This window comes from Paucibacter sp. KBW04 (assembly GCF_003852425.1).
GTDB lineage: Bacteria > Pseudomonadota > Gammaproteobacteria > Burkholderiales > Burkholderiaceae_C > Paucibacter_A.
Genome location: NZ_QAJN01000010.1, coordinates 458,182 through 474,419, shown reverse-complemented (window position 1 = coordinate 474,419; position 16,238 = coordinate 458,182). Strand labels below are relative to the sequence as shown.

Genomic DNA, 16,238 nt, shown 5'->3' with positions numbered 1-16,238 from the left:
TAAAGGGCTTTTTTTGACTTCTGAGCGGCGGCGCTCAAGAAGCGCGTCAGCATCGGTAAAATCCCGGGTTTTCCATTTGAGCCGAGGCGTGCGACCCCATGCCAGCGGCTCGAACGCTTTTCCTTGCAAACACCTGCGCTGCTCACCAGCGCGCCAACCCAGCTCCGGGACCCCATGGCAAATCACAAGCATCTGCTTTCCTTCGAGGGCGGTAACGCTCTGTCAGCGTTTCGCGCCCAGGCCTTGCTGCCGCAATTGCAGGCTATCAACGAACGCATCAACGCTGTGCATGCCCGCCATGTGCACTGGGTGTGGAGCGATGCAGCCCTGGGTGAGGAAGAGGGCGCCAAGCTGGCCGCCTTGCTGAACTATGGCGACGCCTACGCTGGCGGCCAGGACGGCAGCCTGGTGGTGGTGGCGCCCCGCCTGGGCACGGTCAGCCCCTGGGCCTCCAAGGCCACCGATATCGCGCATAACTGCGGCCTGAACATTCACCGGGTGGAGCGGGTCACGGAATACCGCATCGTCTTGAAGTCGGGTTTGTTGGGCGGTGTGAAGACGCTGAGCCCGGCCGAGCTGATCGCCTGCGCCGATCTGCTGCACGACCGCATGACCGAGAGCGTGCTGCTGGCCCGCGAAGACGCGCAACACCTCTTCGACGAGAAGAGCGCCCAGGCCTTGGAACATGTGGACGTGCTGGGCCAAGGCCGCTCGGCCTTGGAAGCCGCCAACAAGACCTTCGGTCTGGCCTTGTCGGTGGACGAGATCGACTACCTGGAAAACGCCTTCAAAACCCTGCAGCGCAACCCCAGCGATGTGGAATTGATGATGTTTGCCCAGGCCAATTCCGAGCATTGCCGCCACAAAATCTTCAATGCCAAGTTCACGGTGGACGGGGTGGATCAGCCACTGAGCCTGTTCGGCATGATCCGCAATACCGAGAAGCTCAGCCCCCAGCACACCGTCAAAGCCTATTCCGACAACGCCTCGGTGATGGAAGGCCACGCGATCGAGCGCTGGATGCCGGCCGGTGACCGCCGCGCTCCGCGCTACGAGGCGCGTGAGGAGTTGGCCCATGTCTTGATGAAGGTCGAGACCCACAACCACCCGACCGCCATCTCGCCTTACCCCGGTGCTTCTACCGGCGCGGGCGGCGAGATCCGTGACGAAGGTGCGACCGGCCGCGGCTCCAAGCCCAAGGCCGGCCTGACCGGCTTCTCGGTCTCCAATCTGCATCTGCCGGGCTTGAGCGAGCCCTGGGAGCAAAACCCCATCGGCAAACCCAGCCATATCGCCAGCGCCTTGCAGATCATGATCGAAGGTCCCCTGGGCGGTGCCGCCTTCAATAACGAATTCGGCCGGCCGAATCTGAACGGTTACTTCCGTGTCTACGAGCAGCTGGTGGACGGCGTGCAGCGCGGCTATCACAAGCCCATCATGATCGCCGGTGGCCTGGGCGCCATCCGCGACGACCAGACGCAGAAGATCGAGTTCCCTGCCGGCTCCTTGCTGGTGCAGCTGGGCGGCCCCGGCATGCGCATCGGCATGGGTGGCAGCGCGGCCAGCTCCATGGCGGCGGGCACCAACACGGCCGATCTGGACTTCGACTCGGTGCAACGCGGTAACCCCGAAATCGAGCGGCGCGTGCAAGAGGTGATCAACCATTGCTGGGGTCTGGGCGACAAAAACCCCATCCTGGCCATCCACGATGTGGGCGCCGGCGGTATTTCTAACGCCTTCCCCGAGCTGGTCAACGACGCCCATCGCGGTGCGGTGTTTGACCTGCGCAAAGTGCCGCTGGAAGAAAGCGGCATGGCGCCCAAGGAGATCTGGTGCAACGAGAGCCAGGAGCGTTATGTCTTGGCCATCGCGCCCGACAGCCTGGCCCTGTTCCAAAGCATGTGCGAGCGCGAGCGCTGCCCCTTTGCCGTGGTCGGCGTGACCACCGAAGTGCGTGAACTGGTGCTGGAAGACGGCCCCGGCGGCGAGCGCGCGGTGAATATGCCCATGGATGTGCTCTTGGGCAAACCGCCCAAGATGCACCGCGAGGTCGCCCGCGTGGCCCGCGATGCCGGCACGCTGGACCTGAACGGCGTGGCCCTGGACAAGGTCGCCTTCGACGTGCTGCGTCACCCCACGGTGGCCTCCAAGCGCTTTTTGATCACCATCGGTGACCGCACGGTCGGCGGCCTGAACAGCCGCGACCAGATGGTCGGCCCCTGGCAGGTGCCGGTGGCCGATTGCGCCGTCACCCTGGCCGACTTCAAGGGCTTTGCCGGTGAAGCCATGAGCATGGGCGAGCGCACGCCCCTGGCCGCCATCGACGGCCCGGCCTCCGGCCGCATGGCCGTGGCCGAGGCCATTACCAATCTGCTGTCTGCGCCTATCGAGTTGCCGCGCGTCAAGCTCTCGGCCAACTGGATGGCGGCTTGCGGCGAGGCCGGTGAAGACGCGGCCCTGTTCGACACCGTGCATGCCGTGGGCATGGAGCTGTGCCCCGAACTGGGCATCTCCATCCCCGTGGGCAAGGATTCGCTGTCCATGCGCACCCGCTGGACGGCCGAGAACGGCCAGGAGCGTCAGGTCACCGCACCGGTGTCCCTGATCATCACCGCCTTCGCCTCGATTGCCGACGTGCGCGGCACGCTGACGCCTCAGCTCAAGACGGACGCGGGCGATAGCTGCCTGATCCTGGTTGATCTGGGCCAAGGCCAGCACCGCATGGGCGGTTCCATCCTGGCTCAGGCCCTGAACCAGTTCGGCGGTGCCGTGCCGGATCTGGACGATGCAGCCCTGCTGAAGAATCTGGTCAATGCCGTCAATGCTTTGCGTTCGGCGGGCAAGCTCTTGGCATACCACGACCGTGGCGACGGCGGCCTCTGGGCCACGGCCTGCGAAATGGCTTTCGCCGGCCACCAGGGTGTGAGCCTGAACGTGGACATGCTGGTCACCGAGGGTGATGGCGTCAGCGACAGCCGTGCCGACACCGGCGACGCCAAGAACTGGGCCACCCAGGTGGGCGCACGCCGCGAAGAGCTGACGCTCAAGGCCTTGTTCAGCGAAGAGCTGGGTGCCGTCTTGCAAGTGCGTGCCGGCGACCGCGATGCCGTGCTGCAGACCCTGCGCGAGCATGGCCTGGCCAAGTGCAGCCATGTGGTGGGCAAGCCCAACACCTCCGCCACGGTGGAAGTCTGGCGCGATGCCAAAAAGGTCTTTGCCGCGCCGCTTGAAGCCCTGCACAAGAGCTGGGACGAAGTCTCCTGGCGCATCGCCAGCCTGCGTGACAACCCGGCCTGCGCCCAGAGCGAGCATGAGCAGGTCGGCCTCGCCGCCGACCCCGGCCGCCATGTGCATTTGACCTTCGATCCGCAAGACGATGTGGCCGCGCCCTTCCTGAATCTGGGTGCCAAGCCTAAGCTGGCCATTCTGCGCGAGCAGGGCGTCAACTCCCATGTGGAGATGAGTTATGCCATGGCCAAGGCCGGCTTTGAAACCTACGACGTCCACATGAGCGATCTGCAGTCGGGCGCGGTGAGCCTAGCCGAGTTCAAGGGCTTTGTGGCCTGCGGCGGCTTCAGCTACGGCGACACCCTGGGTGCCGGTGAGGGCTGGGCCCGCTCCGTCATGTTCAACCCGGTCTTGGCCGAGCAGTTCAAGGCCTTCTTCGCCCGCCAGGACAGCTTTGCCCTGGGCGTGTGCAATGGCTGCCAGATGATGGCGGCGCTGTCGCCCATCATCCCCGGCGCGCAGGACTGGCCCAAGTTCACCCGCAATAAGAGCGAGCAGTTCGAAGCCCGCCTGGCCATGGTTGAAGTGCTGGAAAGCCCCAGCCTCTTCTTCAAGGGCATGGAAGGTTCGCGCCTGCCCATCGCCGTGGCCCATGGTGAAGGCTTTGCCGACTTCTCGCAGCGCGGTGATGCGGCCAAGGTGGCCCGCGCCATGCGCTATGTGGACCACAGCGGCCAGCCGACCGAGATCTATCCGCTCAACCCCAATGGCAGCCCGGATGGCCTGACCTCGGTGACCACGGCCGACGGCCGCTTCAACGTGCTGATGCCTCACCCCGAACGCGTCTTCCGCAATGTCCAGCTGAGCTGGACCTCGGGCAACGCCAGTGAGCTGAGCCCCTGGATGCGCATGTTCCGCAATGCCCGCAAATGGGTGGGCTAAGGTTTAAGTCCTGCTGACTGAGAGAGAAAAGGCCCGGTGATCGCCACCGGGCCTTTTTGCTTTCAGCTCAGGCGTGGTTGCGGCGGCGGCAAGAGCGGCGCCGGTGCGTGGGCCTGGGCATGGGCCTGTGCCGGTGTGGCGGCCGGCGCCACATAGGGCAGGCGGAAGATGAACTCCGCGCCCTGGCCGGGCTCGCTCTTGAGTTCCACCTGGCCGCCCAGAATGCCGGTGCTGATGTTGTAGACGATATTGAGCCCCAGGCCGGTGCCACCGCGACCCATCTTGGTGGTGAAGAAGGGGTCGAAGGCGCGCCGCCTCACCTCGGCCCGCATGCCCTGGCCGTTATCGCTGACGCTGAAGCCGAAGTGCAGTTCGTCCATGGGCCAAGCGCGCAGGCAAATCTGTGCTTCCTTGTCCGGATCCAAGGGCTCGGGGAAGGCATGCAACAAGGCATTCATCAGCAGATTGGTGATCAGCTGGCCCAGCGGCCCGGGGTAGCCGTCGATGGGGCGGGGCAGCTGGATGTCTTCCAGCGTTCGCACCGTGCTCTTGCGCAGGCGCGGGCGCAGCACGCTGAGTACATCCGCCACCACGTCACTGAGCTCGAAGACGCGGCGCTGGGCGCTGGTCTGGTCCACCGAGACCTGCTTGAAGTGCGCCACCAGCTCATTGGCCGTGCCCATGCTGCTGAGCAAGATGCCGCAGGCGGTGCGGCCATCGTCGAGGAAGCGTTCCAACTCGCTGCGGCGCATCTGCCCACCCTCGAAGCTGCGGCGCAGCTCGCGCATGCGCTCGTCCAGGGTGGAGGCGGTGGTCAGGCAATTGCCCAAGGGGGTGTTGAGTTCATGGGCTACGCCGGCCACCAGGGAGCCCAGGGCCGCCATCTTCTCCGAGCGCAGCAAGTCGTCTTGCGCACTGCGCAGATGTTGCAAGGCATCACTAAGCTCATGGGTGCGGCGGGCCACCCGCTGTTCCAACTCGGCATTCAGCGTGACCAGGGCGCGCTCGGCCTGGCGCTGCTGGGAGATGTCGCGGGCAATGCCCAGAAAGCCCATATCGTGCCCGGCCGGGTCACGCACGCTGGACAAGACCAGGGACACCTCCAGCTGGCTGCCGTCCTTGCGCACGAACGTCCAGTTGCGTGACTCGCTGCCCTGATGACGGGCCGTGGCGACCAAGGCCTCAAAGCCTTGCAGGTCTTGGCCCTGTTCGGCGCTTAAGTGTTCGGCATGCTGGGCCAATTCAGCGGGCAGGTGCAAAACCGTGACCGGGCGCCCCAGCAGCTCCACCTGTTCATAGCCCAGCATGCGCTCGGCCCCCAAATTGAACAAGGTGATGCGACCTTGCAAATCGGTGGCGACGATGGCGAACTCCATCGCCGCGTCCAGCACCGCCTGCAGGCGGTCCAAGGCATTGCTCAGGGCGGTTTGGGAATCCCGCAGCGCCTGCTCGGCCAGTTTGGCTTCGGTGATATTGCGGCCGATGCCGCGGTAGCCACAAAAGCGCCGGTCTTTGTCAAACACCGGCGCACCCGAGATGCTGATATGGCGAACGCCTCCCTCGGGCGTGAGCTGGGCGTACTCAAAGTCACGGAAGCTCTCATGCCGCTCCAGCATGGCGATATGGCTGGCCCAATCGGTGCCGGGCAAGAGCGAGGGGGACTCCCAGCGCTTGTGGCCGAGGATAGTGGGCGAGGGCACTTGAGTGGCTTCCTCGGCAATACGTGAGATGAAGGTGAAGCGCAAGTCCTCATCCTGCTCCCAGACCCAGTCGGTGGCCATGGCGGTCAGGCTGCGAAAGCGCAGCTGCGCTTCCTCCAACTCGGCCTGGATGCGCTGGCCATCCCTGAGCTGCGTAGACAGGGCCTGATTGCGTTGCTGCAGCTGGCGCCGCCGGTAGACCAGCAAGGCCACCAGGCCGCTGAGCCCCAAGCTGGCCAGCATGCCCACCCCCATCTCCAGGCTGACCCAGCTGGGCAGGGCATGCGAGGTTTGCATCGGACTGGCGCTCAGCAACCAGCGGGCGCCGGGCAGGTCCAGGGCCAGATTGATGCTGCCGGCTGGCAGCGTGGCGGGCTGGCTTTGCCCGTCCTGGGCCCAGATCAAGGGGCCGGGCAGCAGTTGCTCGGGGGCGGCCTCCACCGGCGGGGTCTGCAATTCGTAGAGCGCCAGATGCAGATCGGCCTGCTGGCTCAAGCCGGAGGCCTCCACAAAGGCCTTGAGGTCGGCCACCAAGGAGACCGAGCCCCAGTAGCGGGCGGGCTTGTCGCCCTGGGGAATGAAGACCGGGCTGCGTTGAATCAGGCCCATGCCGCCCTGGCGCAGGGCCAGCGGCCCCGACAACTGTGCTTGGCCCAGGCGGCGGGCCTTTTCGATCTGGCTGTATTGCTCGGGCAGCTGCCGCAGGTCCAGATTCAGCAGGGCTTGGTTGCCATCCAAGGGGTAGATGAAGCGCAGCACATCGTCCGGCGCTGCGCCTATGGAGCGCATATGCGGCAGCAAGAGCTGGGCTTGGGTAGCCAGGGCCGTGAAGCGTGCCTCGCTGATGGCGCCGTCCAACTCGATCATGGCGACCAGATTGGCGGTGGGGGTGAAGGTGGCGCGCCCCAGGGCCTCCACCCGCTCCCGCAGATTCAGCACCTCGCCGAGCACACGGGCCCGCTCGCTGGCCTGGCGCTCCTGGTCATGAGACCAGGCCAGGCCCAGAACCAGGCTTGAACTCAGCAAGGCGGTGAGCAGCGCCGGCCAGTAAGCCGCGACCTGCAGCAGGCGGGCGTGGCCGGCGGGGGCGCCAGCGGGCGTTTGTTCGCTGCTACTCATCAAGGTCTTGCCGGCTTCCCTGGACTCACAGACTTCACGGTAACACAGGGTGTCGGGGCTGCACTTGTTTGGCCTGTTGGCCAGGCGCAAAAATCAGTCAGAACTGCCCAGAGTGAGCTGTTGCTTGCGGGTTTGGCCGGAGTTCCACAAGCTCAGGGTGACACGCTCGCCCACCTGGCGCTGCTCCAGTCGATTCAACATATCGTCCAGATCGGCCACCGGCTCGCCGTTGACGGCGGTGATTACATCGCCCTGGATCAAACGCCCGTCACGGCCACGGCCAAAGACCTGCAGGCCCGCCTGGGCCGCCGGGCTGCCCGGGGCGATGCGCACCAGGGCCACGCCGGGCGGTAACTTGAGGGCCTGGTTGACGTTGGCGGCCGCCGCCGTCACGCCCAGGCTGGGGCGGATGATGCGGCCATCACGGATCAGGCGCGGCACCACGCGGTTGACCTCGTCCACGGGAATAGCAAAGCCGATGCCGGCGCTGGCGCCGCTAGGGCTGTAGATGGAGGTGTTGACGCCGATCAGGCGGCCGGCCGAGTCCAGCAAGGGGCCACCGGAATTGCCGGGGTTGATGGCCGCGTCGGTCTGGATGGCGCCGCGTATGCTGCGCCGCGTGACGGACTCGATCTCGCGATTCAAGGCGCTGACGATGCCGGTGGTGAGAGTCTGGTCCAGGCCGAAGGGGTTGCCGATGGCGTACACCGCCTGGCCCACCTGCAAATCGCCGCTGCTGCCGATGGCGATGGCCGTTAGCTTGTCCTTGGGGGCGTCGATGCGCAGCACGGCCAGGTCGCGATCGGGGAAGACGCCCACCAGCTTGGCTGGGTAAGTGCTTTGATCGGACAGCGTGACCGTTGCCGCATTGGCGCCCTGGATGACGTGGAAATTGGTCACCACATGGCCGCTATCGTCCCAGATGAAGCCCGAGCCCGTGCCCTGCGGCTGCTCGGTGATATTCATCGAGAAGAAGTCCCGGCTGCGTGCCAGCGTCGTGATGTGGACCACCGAGGGCGAGACTTTCTTGAAGACCCGGATATGGGTTTGTTCGGCCGGCTCCAGCGCGCCGCGCGGCTGCACCGCGCGCGGCTCGGCCTGCGGCTTGCTTTGCACCGTCGCAGGCCAGAACCAGGCGCTGGCCAGGGCCAGCAAGAGGCTGGTGAAGAGGGCGAAGGGAAGCAGGCGGTCAATTTTTTTGGTCGGCATAAGGTCTGACATGCGGTCAAAGAAAAAACATGGGTGCTGGGGCCGCGAGTTCAAGCTCATTGTGAGCGGCTGGCTGGCCTAGGAGTCTGTCGGACTTGGGCCGCCGAAAGCGGAAATCGGCCCCAGCGAGGCCAGTTCTTGCCGGATTTGCAGCCACATAGCTAGGCTATGGGGCAAAAAGCCGGTGAGAAATGGGCCGCTGCGGCCGATTTTGCGCCGGCGGATTCCAAGTCCGACAGACTCCTAGAGTTGGCTGAGGGTTAGACTGCCCCACCTTGTTTCAAAGCCTTCGCCAGCAAGGCCTTCTTCATTGAGCTCCCGAAATTCTCTCAGCTCAGGCGCGGCCAGGCAGCAGCGACTTGACGCCTTGCGCGGTGCCGCCGTCGTCTGGATGGCTTGTTTTCATTTCGCCTTCGATCTGAATCACTTCGGCTGGATACAGCAGGACTTCTATCGCGACCCGGTCTGGACCGGCCAGCGCACAGTCATTGTGAGCCTGTTTCTGCTCTGTGCCGGCATGGGTCAGGCCCTGGCCCTGCATCAAGGCCTGAGTTGGCCGCGCTTTTGGCGCCGCTGGGCCCAGGTCGCGGGTTGCGCCTTGGCAGTGTCCTTAGGCTCTTGGCTGATGTATCCGCGCAGCTTCATCAGCTTTGGTGTCTTGCACGGCATGGCGGTGATGCTGCTGATCCTGCGCCTGGCCGGGCCACGGCTTTCCAATTGGCTGGCCGTTGGGCTCGGCGCCTTGGCCTTGGCTTTGCCCAGCTTGTTCAGCCATCCCTTTTTTGACTCGCGCTGGACCAACTGGCTGGGCCTGGTCACCCACAAGCCCATCACCGAGGACTTTGTGCCGGTGCTGCCCTGGCTGGGTGTGATGTTGTGGGGCTTTGCCCTGGCGCGCTGGTTGCTGGCCAAGCACAGCCTACTTTTGTCGGGTGGTTTGCCGAAGATTTTTGAGCCTCTGGCCGTTTTGGGCCGATGGTCATTGAGTTTTTACATGATTCATCAGCCTGTCTTGATCGGACTTCTTACGTTGGTGCAGTACCTCAGGCCCTGGGCGACATAAAACCGCGACTTTGGCCCCAATCCTGCGTTGCGCATCCTCGCCATAGCTGCGGCTATGGCTGCGGTGCACGCCTTGCCTTGGACCCAAATTCATCGGTTTTCTTGTGTCGCCCAGGGCCTGAGTTACTGCACAGCCGCTACGATGCGCGCATGAGTTCCAACAAAATCCTTTTCGGCTTCCATGCCGTGACCGTGCGCCTGAAGACGCACCCGACCTCGATCAGCGAGATCCATGTCGACGCCACCCGGCGCGACCAACGCATGAAGCAGTTCATCGAACGCGTCAAATCCGCTGGCGCCAAGCTGGTGGAAAGCGACGATGAGCGTCTGGCCAAGATCGCCGGCACCAGCCGTCATCAAGGCGTCGTCGCCCGCGTGCAGGCCGTGGCCCTGGCGCACAGCTTTGACGATGTGATGGAGAACATCCAGGGCATGCCCATGCTCTTGGTGCTGGACGGCGTCACCGATCCGCACAATCTGGGCGCTTGCCTGCGGGTGGCCGACGGCGCCGGTGCGCAAGCCGTGTTCGCTCCCAAGGACCATGCCGTGGGCCTGAACGCGACGGTGGCCAAGGTGGCCAGCGGTGCGGCCGAGACCGTGCCCTATGTGATGGTGACCAATCTGGCGCGCAGCTTGAATGAGTTGAAGGAATTCGACGTCTGGGTGGTGGGCACCTCCGACCAGGCCGAAAAATCCATTTACGACCTGGACCTGAACCGCCCGGTGGCCCTGGTCCTGGGTGCCGAGGGTGACGGCCTGCGTCAGCTGACGGCCAAGACCTGTGATGAGTTGGTGCGCATCCCCATGGCCGGTTCGGTGGAGAGCCTGAACGTCTCGGTGGCGGCCGGGGTTTGCCTGTTTGAGGTGGCGCGCCAGCGTGCAGCAGCGGCGGCCAAGCTCGCAAGCAAGGGATAATTCCGCTTCCTCTCCCTCCCTTTTTCCAAGAAGAACAGATCATGGCCGTCCTCGAAGTCCAGCACCCCCTCGTCAAACACAAGATCGGCCTGATGCGCGAGGCCGATATCTCCACCAAGAAGTTTCGCGAACTGACCGGTGAAGTGGCGCGACTGCTGGCCTACGAGGCCACGGCCGATTTCCCGCTGGAAAAGACCACGATTGACTGCTGGAGCGGCCCCACCGAGGTGGACCAGATCGCCGGCCGCAAGGTCACGGTGGTGCCAATTCTGCGTGCGGGCTTAGGCATGCTGGATGGCGTGCTGGACATGATCCCCAACGCCAAGATCAGCGTCGTGGGCCTGGCTCGCGATCACGAGACCCTGCAGCCCGTGCATTATTTTGAGCGCTTTGTCGGCCAGCTCGAGGAGCGCACCGCCCTGATCGTGGACCCCATGCTGGCCACCGGCGGCTCCATGGTCGCCACCATCGATCTGCTCAAACGCCGGGGTTGCAAAGACATCCGCGCCCTGGTGCTGGTGGCCGCGCCCGAAGGCGTCAAGGCCTTGAATGATGCCCACCCCGATGTGCGCTGCTGGACGGCCACCATCGACAGCCATCTGGACGAACATGGCTACATCATCCCGGGCTTGGGGGATGCGGGCGACAAGATCTTCGGTACCAAGGAAGGTTGATGAAAGGCGGCTCTCAAGCCGCCTTTTTTCGGCCCTGCGAGTGCCGGATCAAACCCAGCCCAACGCCCCCAGCGCGCCGCCCGCGAGCACCATCCACACCAGGCTCAAGCGGGTCTTGAGCGTCAGCGCGACCGTGGCGCTCATCAAGGCCACGGTGGCCCAACGTTGCGCGGGTTCGCGCAAATAGGGCTCGGCCAACACCCAGCCGGTGGCGATCAACAGCCCCAGGGTGATGGGTGCCATGCCGGCCTTGAAGGCGCGCACACCCAAGCTGTCCTTGTTGCGCTGGGCCCAGCGGGTGGCGGCCAGCACCAAGGTGGTGGAGGGCAGCATGATGCCCGCCATGGCCGCGAATGCGCCGGCCAGGCCGGCGATATTCCAGCCCAGCACGGCCACGAAGAGGATGTTGGGCCCCGGTGCGGCTTGGGCCAGGGCGATGGAATTGGTGAACTGGGTGTCGCTGAGCCAATGCTGATCGCCCACCAGAAAGCGGTGCATTTCCGGCGCCGTCGAGATGGCCCCGCCTATCGACAGCAGCGACAGCGTCAAAAAGTGCAGAAACAGCGGCAGCAACTCGGGCGGCAACTCATACAGCAACTGATGCAGAAATTGGGCGCTCATTTCTTCAGCCCTCGCCAAGCCGCCCACATGCCCAGCGGCGCCAGCACCGCCAGCACCCAGGCCAGGGGCAGGCGCGCCACGGCAATCGCCAGCAGGGTCACAAAGGCCAGGGCCCAGGCCGGCACGGCGCCCATGGGGCTGCTGCGCAGGGAGGGCACGAGCTTGAGTCCGGTGGCCAGGATCAGGCCGGCCGAGACGGCGCCCATGCCACGCAAGGCATCGCTGACCATGGGGTGCTGGGCCACCTGGCCGTAGGCGGCCGCCATGCTCAGCACCAGGATGGAGGGCAGCAGCAGCATTCCGGCCAGAGCGGTGAAGGCGCCGCGTATGCCGAAGAAGCGGTCCCCAATCATCAGCGAGAGATTGACCACATTGGGCCCGGGCAGCACCTGGGCCACGGCCAGGGACTCGACGAACTCTTCCTGTGTCATCCAGCCCAGGCGTTCCACCAACTCACGCTGGGCCACGGCCAGCACGCCGCCAAAGCCTTGCAAGGCCAGGCGGTTGAAGGCCCAGTACAAGGCCCACAGCGAGGCGGGGCGGGGAGAGGGTGGCAGGGGAGGCGTCAACGCAAGACCTTCAGGGCCTCGGGATTGACGATATTGCTGGGTTCACCGCGGATATAGCTCAGCACATTGTCGAAGGCAGCATTGAGGTAGAGCTCGTAGCTGTCCTGCTCCACATAGCCCAGATGTGGGGTGCAGACGGCGTTTTCCATGCGCAGCAAGGGGTGGCCTTGCAGCACCGGTTCGGTTTCGAATACATCGATGGCGGCCATGCCGGGCCGGCCGCGGTTCAGGGCTGAGACCAGGGCGCCTTCGCTGAGCAACTCGGCGCGCGAGGTGTTGACGAAGAGGGCGGTGGGTTTCATGCGCGCCAGGTCTTCCGGTGTCACCAGGGCCGTGGTGGCCTCGCACAGGCGCAGATGCAGGCTCAGCACATCGCTATTGGCAAAGAAAGCTTCGCGGCTTTCTGCCGCCGTATGGCCATCGGCCGAGGCGCGCAGGCGTGAGGCCTCGCTGCCCCAAACCAAGACCTGCATGCCAAAGGCCTTGCCATAGCCGGCCACCAACTGGCCGATGCGGCCATAGCCCCAGAGGCCCAGAGTCTTGCCCTTGAGTACCATGCCGACCCCAAAATTGGGCGGCATGGAGGCCGATTTGAGGCCCGACTGTTGCCAGGCCCCGTGTTTGAGATTGCCGATGTACTGGGGCAGGCGGCGCATGGCGGCCATGATCAGAGCCCAGGTCAGCTCGGCCGGCGCCGTGGGTGAGCCCGTGCCCTCGGCCACCGCGATGCCCAAGCGGGTACAGGCCTCGACGTCGATATGGGCGCCCACCCGGCCGGTCTGCGCGATCAGCTTGAGCTTGGGCAGTTTTTCCAGCAATTGGCGGGGGAAGGCCGTGCGTTCGCGAATCAAGACCAGCACCTCTGCGTCCCGCAGTCGCACCGACAACTGGCCTATGCCTTTGACGGTGTTGGTGAATACCTTGGCATTGAGATGCTCAAGCTTGGCTGCACAGCGGAGCTTGCGAACCGCATCCTGATAGTCGTCGAGGATTGTGATATTCATGGTGTGCCGAGCATTTTGCCCTGATCTGCAGGGCCGCTCGGCCGGGGCCGCAAAAAGCTGTGCTTGAGGCAGGCTCAGAAGGACTCAGCGCAAGCCGTCATCTGCCAGCGGGCTGCCCACCGGGTAGACGCTGGCCAGGGCATGGCGTATGGCGGCCACATGACCGCTGCTGCGGCCCTCGTCCTCGGGCAGAGCGGCCTGCACCTGGGCCCGCAGCAGCCACAGCTCGATAGGCTCGCTGGACTGGCGGATGCGGCGCTGCAGCTCTTGGCCGGTTTCACCGGGGATGTCGGCGGCGGCGCGCAAGAACACCAGCTTTAGGGTCACAAAACCCTGTCTGGCCAGACGGCGGCCGCGCCGCTCCTCGGGCCGATTGGCGCTGGCATAGCCCCAGGGGGGCGGAAACTTGGGAATCTCGCGCAGGGTCAGCAGCATGATGGGGGCCGTCATAAGTGGTGGGCCTGACTCAGTGCCGCTTGGCCGTGGCCTGCGCATGCGCGCTGGCCAGGAAGAGGGCATTGAGCTCTTGCAAGCGGCGTTCGGCTTCTTGCTGGGAGAAGGCGCGTGCCACCTCGGTGTAAAGCCAGGTGCGCAGATGCCAGAGATCGCGCAGGCTGCGGCTGCGTTGCACGCTGCGCTGCAACTCGTCGATGGTGTCGCCGCTGAGGCCTTGCATACAGGCCTGGAACTGGGCCCGTGCTGCGGTCAGATTGTTCAGCAAGCCCGGGCCGCGTGTTGGGCTGGGTTTGCCGGCCCAAGGGTCGGCTTCGCCGGGCATCCAGCGCAGCAGGCTTTGCCAGATGGAGTCGGGTGCAGGGGCGGAGCGGCCCGGCGGCATGCTGTGTGTGCGGCTGTTCAGATGGCTGGGACCCGGCTGGCTGCTGTGCCGGCCGCTGGCTTGCATGCGATGCAGGGACGCTGCGCGTCGCCTGGCCCAACGGGTCAGAAGGACATTCAACATTTTTTTGCTTTCTAAACAGCGACCGGGTTCGGACGCTCCCTCCTCCTACAGAGGTGAAACCATTCTGATCAGGGCGGCCCGGACATGAAACCTTGAAATGCAAGGGCAAGAGCTGGCAAATCCCGCTCAAGTTGGCGCAAGCACTGGTTCGGGCGCCAACCTGTGGGTTGCGCAAGTAGGGAAATAGGCCCTTGGATGCGGCCAATTGCGGCGATCCTGCGCAGCCTGCTCACTGCAGAATCGAAGCAGGGGACCCTGTTGGGTCGACCTCGACCCAGGTGGGCGACTTTTCGTCCCGCCTGAGTTCGCCACTCTTTGACACAGGCTCGCACTGCCATGGACCTTGCTTCGCCCAGCATGAAAACATTGAGCATTCCCGCGGATTTGGAGGCGGAATGGCAGCAATTGCTGCTCCGCTGTGAACAATCGCAGCTGCCATTGGGCGAGTTGATGAGTCGTGCTGGCCAGTTACATGCGCGCGGTCTGGGCGAACTCGCCTGCGAGCTGTACGCCGCCTGGTTGCGCAAGGAAGAGGGGCCGCTCAAGGTCGTGGCGCTCTACAACATGGGCTCCATCCTGGGCAATATTCGCAAGCACGCCGAGGCGGAAGCCGTCTATTTGCAAGCCTTGGCCATCAAGCCCGATTTTTTGCAGGCACGGGTCAATCTAGGGCATCAGTTAGAGCATCTGGGACGGGTGGACGAGGCCTTGCAGACCTGGGCTGAAGCGGCGAACGATCGCAGCCAGGTCGGCATCCTGGGCACCGACCCGATGGAGTTGCGCCTGCACGCCATGAAGAACCGGGCTCGGCTGCTTGAGCAACAAAAGCGCTACCAAGAATCCGAAGCGCAGATGAGGCAGGTGCTGGAACTCAAGCCCGACCAGGGCGATGTGCTGCAGCACTATGTTCACATTCGCCAGAAGCAATGCGCCTGGCCGGTCTATCAGCCGGTCGGGGAGGTCACGGTCAATCAGCTCCTGGTCAACACCTCCTTGCTGGCCATGCTCAGCTATAGCGATGACCCGGCCTTGCAGCTCATGGTGGCTCAGCGCTTTGTGAATGAAAAAGTCGTCAAGTACGCGGGCCCGCCCCTGCACCAACTGAGCGGCAAACGCAGGGAAGGGCGGATCCGCATCGGCTATCTATCGGGCGATTTATGCATGCATGCCGTCGGTCTGCTGACGGCCGAGTTGTATGAGTTGCACGATGCCAGCCGTTTCGAACTCTTCGCCTTCGACTGGAGCCGGGATGACGGCACGCCCTTGCGTGCCCGCATTCTGAAGGCCATGGACCACCATGTGCGCCTGCATCAGGTGGACGACCGTGCGGCGGCGGAGATGATCGCTGCCGCCGGCATCGATGTGCTGGTGGATTTGCAGGGTCTGACCAGCGGTGCCCGACCCAATATCCTGGCCTACCGGCCGGCCCCGATTCAGGTGGGCTATCTGGGCCTGCCCGCAACCTCGGCCCTGCCGGGGGTGGACTGGATCGTTGCCGACCGCTTTGTGATGCCGCCCGAGTACCTGCCCTTCTGCACCGAGAAGCCCATCTACCTGCCGCACAGCTATCAGGTCAGCGACCGCCAGCGCGAGATGGGGGCCATGCCCACGCGGGCGCAATACCAATTGCCAGAGGACGCCTTCGTCTACTGCTCCTTCAACAACAACCACAAGTTCAACGAAGATGTTTTCGCCAGCTGGATGCGGGTGCTGGCCCAGGTCGACAAGAGCGTGCTTTGGCTGCTGGCCGACAACGAATGGGCCAAGGCCAATATGCTCAAGATGGCGGCCGCGCAGGGGGTGGCAGCGGAACGGCTGATCTTCGCGCCGCGGGTGGCGCCGCCGGACTATCTGGCGCGCTTCCAATTGGCCGATCTCTTCCTCGACACCTTTCCCTACAACGCCGGCACCACGGCCAGCGATTGCCTGTGGGCGGGGCTACCGATCTTGACCCGTGCCGGGCGCAGCTATATCTCGCGCATGGCCGGCAGCCTGCTGAATGCCGTGGGTCTGCCCGACCTGATCACCTTCAGCCTGGCCGAATATGAGCAAAGAGCGGTGCAAATTGGCCAAAACCCAGGGCGTGCCGCGTCTTATAAGCGTTACTTGCGCGAGCAAGGCCGACAATCTGCCCTGTTCGATATCCCTGCACTTGTGCGCGATCTAGAAGGCGAGTTCGAGAAACTTGCCCTGGCTCAGCGGCAGCGAGAGCGGGTGTGATGAAGTTTTTTCTC

General features: G+C 64.4%; 12 protein-coding genes. 5 read left to right on the top strand and 7 right to left on the bottom strand.

Features of this window, described 5'->3' with window-relative positions; all coding sequences use genetic code 11:
• The first annotated feature begins 174 nt into the window (after window positions 1-174).
• The gene (gene purL, locus DBR47_RS13995) at window positions 175-4,170 is read left to right on the top strand and encodes a phosphoribosylformylglycinamidine synthase (RefSeq protein WP_124451004.1); all 3,996 of its coding nucleotides are present in this window, start codon (window positions 175-177) and stop codon (window positions 4,168-4,170) included.
• Between the two features lie 62 nt (window positions 4,171-4,232).
• On the opposite strand, the gene DBR47_RS13990 is transcribed toward purL, so the two are convergent.
• A complete protein-coding gene (locus DBR47_RS13990; protein ID WP_124451002.1) occupies window positions 4,233-6,989 on the bottom strand; it encodes a PAS domain S-box protein in 2,757 nt (918 codons plus the stop codon).
• A 93-nt stretch (window positions 6,990-7,082) separates the two neighbouring features.
• The gene (locus DBR47_RS13985; protein WP_197047064.1) at window positions 7,083-8,198 is read right to left on the bottom strand and encodes a S1C family serine protease; all 1,116 of its coding nucleotides are present in this window, start codon (window positions 8,196-8,198) and stop codon (window positions 7,083-7,085) included.
• 310 nt (window positions 8,199-8,508) lie between these two features.
• Between DBR47_RS13985 and DBR47_RS13980 the strand changes: the two genes are divergently transcribed.
• From DBR47_RS13980 to upp, 3 genes are all read left to right on the top strand, one after another.
• Window positions 8,509-9,261: a DUF1624 domain-containing protein gene (locus DBR47_RS13980; RefSeq protein ID WP_255420780.1), complete on the top strand. Its 753-nt coding sequence runs from the start codon at window positions 8,509-8,511 to the stop codon at window positions 9,259-9,261.
• Window positions 9,262-9,410: 149 nt separating this feature from the next.
• On the top strand, window positions 9,411-10,175 hold the full coding sequence (gene rlmB / locus DBR47_RS13975) for a 23S rRNA (guanosine(2251)-2'-O)-methyltransferase RlmB (RefSeq protein ID WP_124450998.1): 765 nt from the start codon (window positions 9,411-9,413) through the stop codon (window positions 10,173-10,175).
• A 41-nt stretch (window positions 10,176-10,216) separates the two neighbouring features.
• Window positions 10,217-10,849 carry a uracil phosphoribosyltransferase gene (gene upp / locus DBR47_RS13970; protein ID WP_124450996.1) on the top strand — a complete coding sequence of 211 codons (633 nt, stop codon included), beginning with the start codon at window positions 10,217-10,219 and terminating at the stop codon, window positions 10,847-10,849.
• 48 nt (window positions 10,850-10,897) lie between these two features.
• Here the strand turns inward: upp and DBR47_RS13965 are convergent, their stop codons facing one another.
• The 5 genes from DBR47_RS13965 to DBR47_RS13945 all read right to left on the bottom strand — a co-directional run bounded on the left by DBR47_RS13965 (window position 10,898) and on the right by DBR47_RS13945 (window position 14,004).
• On the bottom strand, window positions 10,898-11,470 hold the full coding sequence (locus DBR47_RS13965) for a chromate transporter (protein ID WP_197047063.1): 573 nt from the start codon (window positions 11,468-11,470) through the stop codon (window positions 10,898-10,900).
• The gene (locus DBR47_RS13960; protein WP_124450994.1) at window positions 11,467-12,039 is read right to left on the bottom strand and encodes a chromate transporter; all 573 of its coding nucleotides are present in this window, start codon (window positions 12,037-12,039) and stop codon (window positions 11,467-11,469) included. Before DBR47_RS13960 ends, DBR47_RS13965 begins: the two co-directional genes overlap by 4 nt.
• Window positions 12,036-13,043 (bottom strand): D-2-hydroxyacid dehydrogenase family protein, encoded by a 1,008-nt coding sequence (locus DBR47_RS13955; protein ID WP_124450992.1) that lies wholly within the window; start codon window positions 13,041-13,043, stop codon window positions 12,036-12,038. Before DBR47_RS13955 ends, DBR47_RS13960 begins: the two co-directional genes overlap by 4 nt.
• Window positions 13,044-13,127: 84 nt before the next feature.
• Window positions 13,128-13,493: a hypothetical protein gene (locus tag DBR47_RS13950; RefSeq protein ID WP_124450990.1), complete on the bottom strand. Its 366-nt coding sequence runs from the start codon at window positions 13,491-13,493 to the stop codon at window positions 13,128-13,130.
• Between the two features lie 16 nt (window positions 13,494-13,509).
• Complete coding sequence (locus tag DBR47_RS13945; RefSeq protein ID WP_124450988.1) at window positions 13,510-14,004, bottom strand: hypothetical protein; 495 nt, start codon at window positions 14,002-14,004, stop codon at window positions 13,510-13,512.
• Window positions 14,005-14,361: 357 nt separating this feature from the next.
• On the opposite strand from DBR47_RS13945, the gene DBR47_RS13940 reads away from it, so the two are divergent.
• Window positions 14,362-16,224 (top strand): acetylglucosamine transferase, encoded by a 1,863-nt coding sequence (locus DBR47_RS13940; RefSeq protein WP_124450986.1) that lies wholly within the window; start codon window positions 14,362-14,364, stop codon window positions 16,222-16,224.
• Window positions 16,225-16,238: the final 14 nt, after the last annotated feature.

Bases quoted from the DNA above. Each gene is read 5' to 3' on its own strand.
- DBR47_RS13985 (WP_197047064.1), bottom strand. From the start codon at position 8,198: ATGCCGACCAAAAAAATTGACCGCCTGCTTCCCTTCGCCCTCTTCACC.
- purL (WP_124451004.1), top strand. From the start codon at position 175: ATGGCAAATCACAAGCATCTGCTTTCCTTCGAGGGCGGTAACGCTCTG.
- DBR47_RS13950 (WP_124450990.1), bottom strand. From the start codon at position 13,493: ATGACGGCCCCCATCATGCTGCTGACCCTGCGCGAGATTCCCAAGTTT.
- DBR47_RS13965 (WP_197047063.1), bottom strand. From the start codon at position 11,470: ATGAGCGCCCAATTTCTGCATCAGTTGCTGTATGAGTTGCCGCCCGAG.
- DBR47_RS13945 (WP_124450988.1), bottom strand. From the start codon at position 14,004: ATGTTGAATGTCCTTCTGACCCGTTGGGCCAGGCGACGCGCAGCGTCC.
- upp (WP_124450996.1), top strand. From the start codon at position 10,217: ATGGCCGTCCTCGAAGTCCAGCACCCCCTCGTCAAACACAAGATCGGC.
- DBR47_RS13990 (WP_124451002.1), bottom strand. From the start codon at position 6,989: ATGAGTAGCAGCGAACAAACGCCCGCTGGCGCCCCCGCCGGCCACGCC.
- DBR47_RS13940 (WP_124450986.1), top strand. From the start codon at position 14,362: ATGAAAACATTGAGCATTCCCGCGGATTTGGAGGCGGAATGGCAGCAA.
- DBR47_RS13955 (WP_124450992.1), bottom strand. From the start codon at position 13,043: ATGAATATCACAATCCTCGACGACTATCAGGATGCGGTTCGCAAGCTC.
- rlmB (WP_124450998.1), top strand. From the start codon at position 9,411: ATGAGTTCCAACAAAATCCTTTTCGGCTTCCATGCCGTGACCGTGCGC.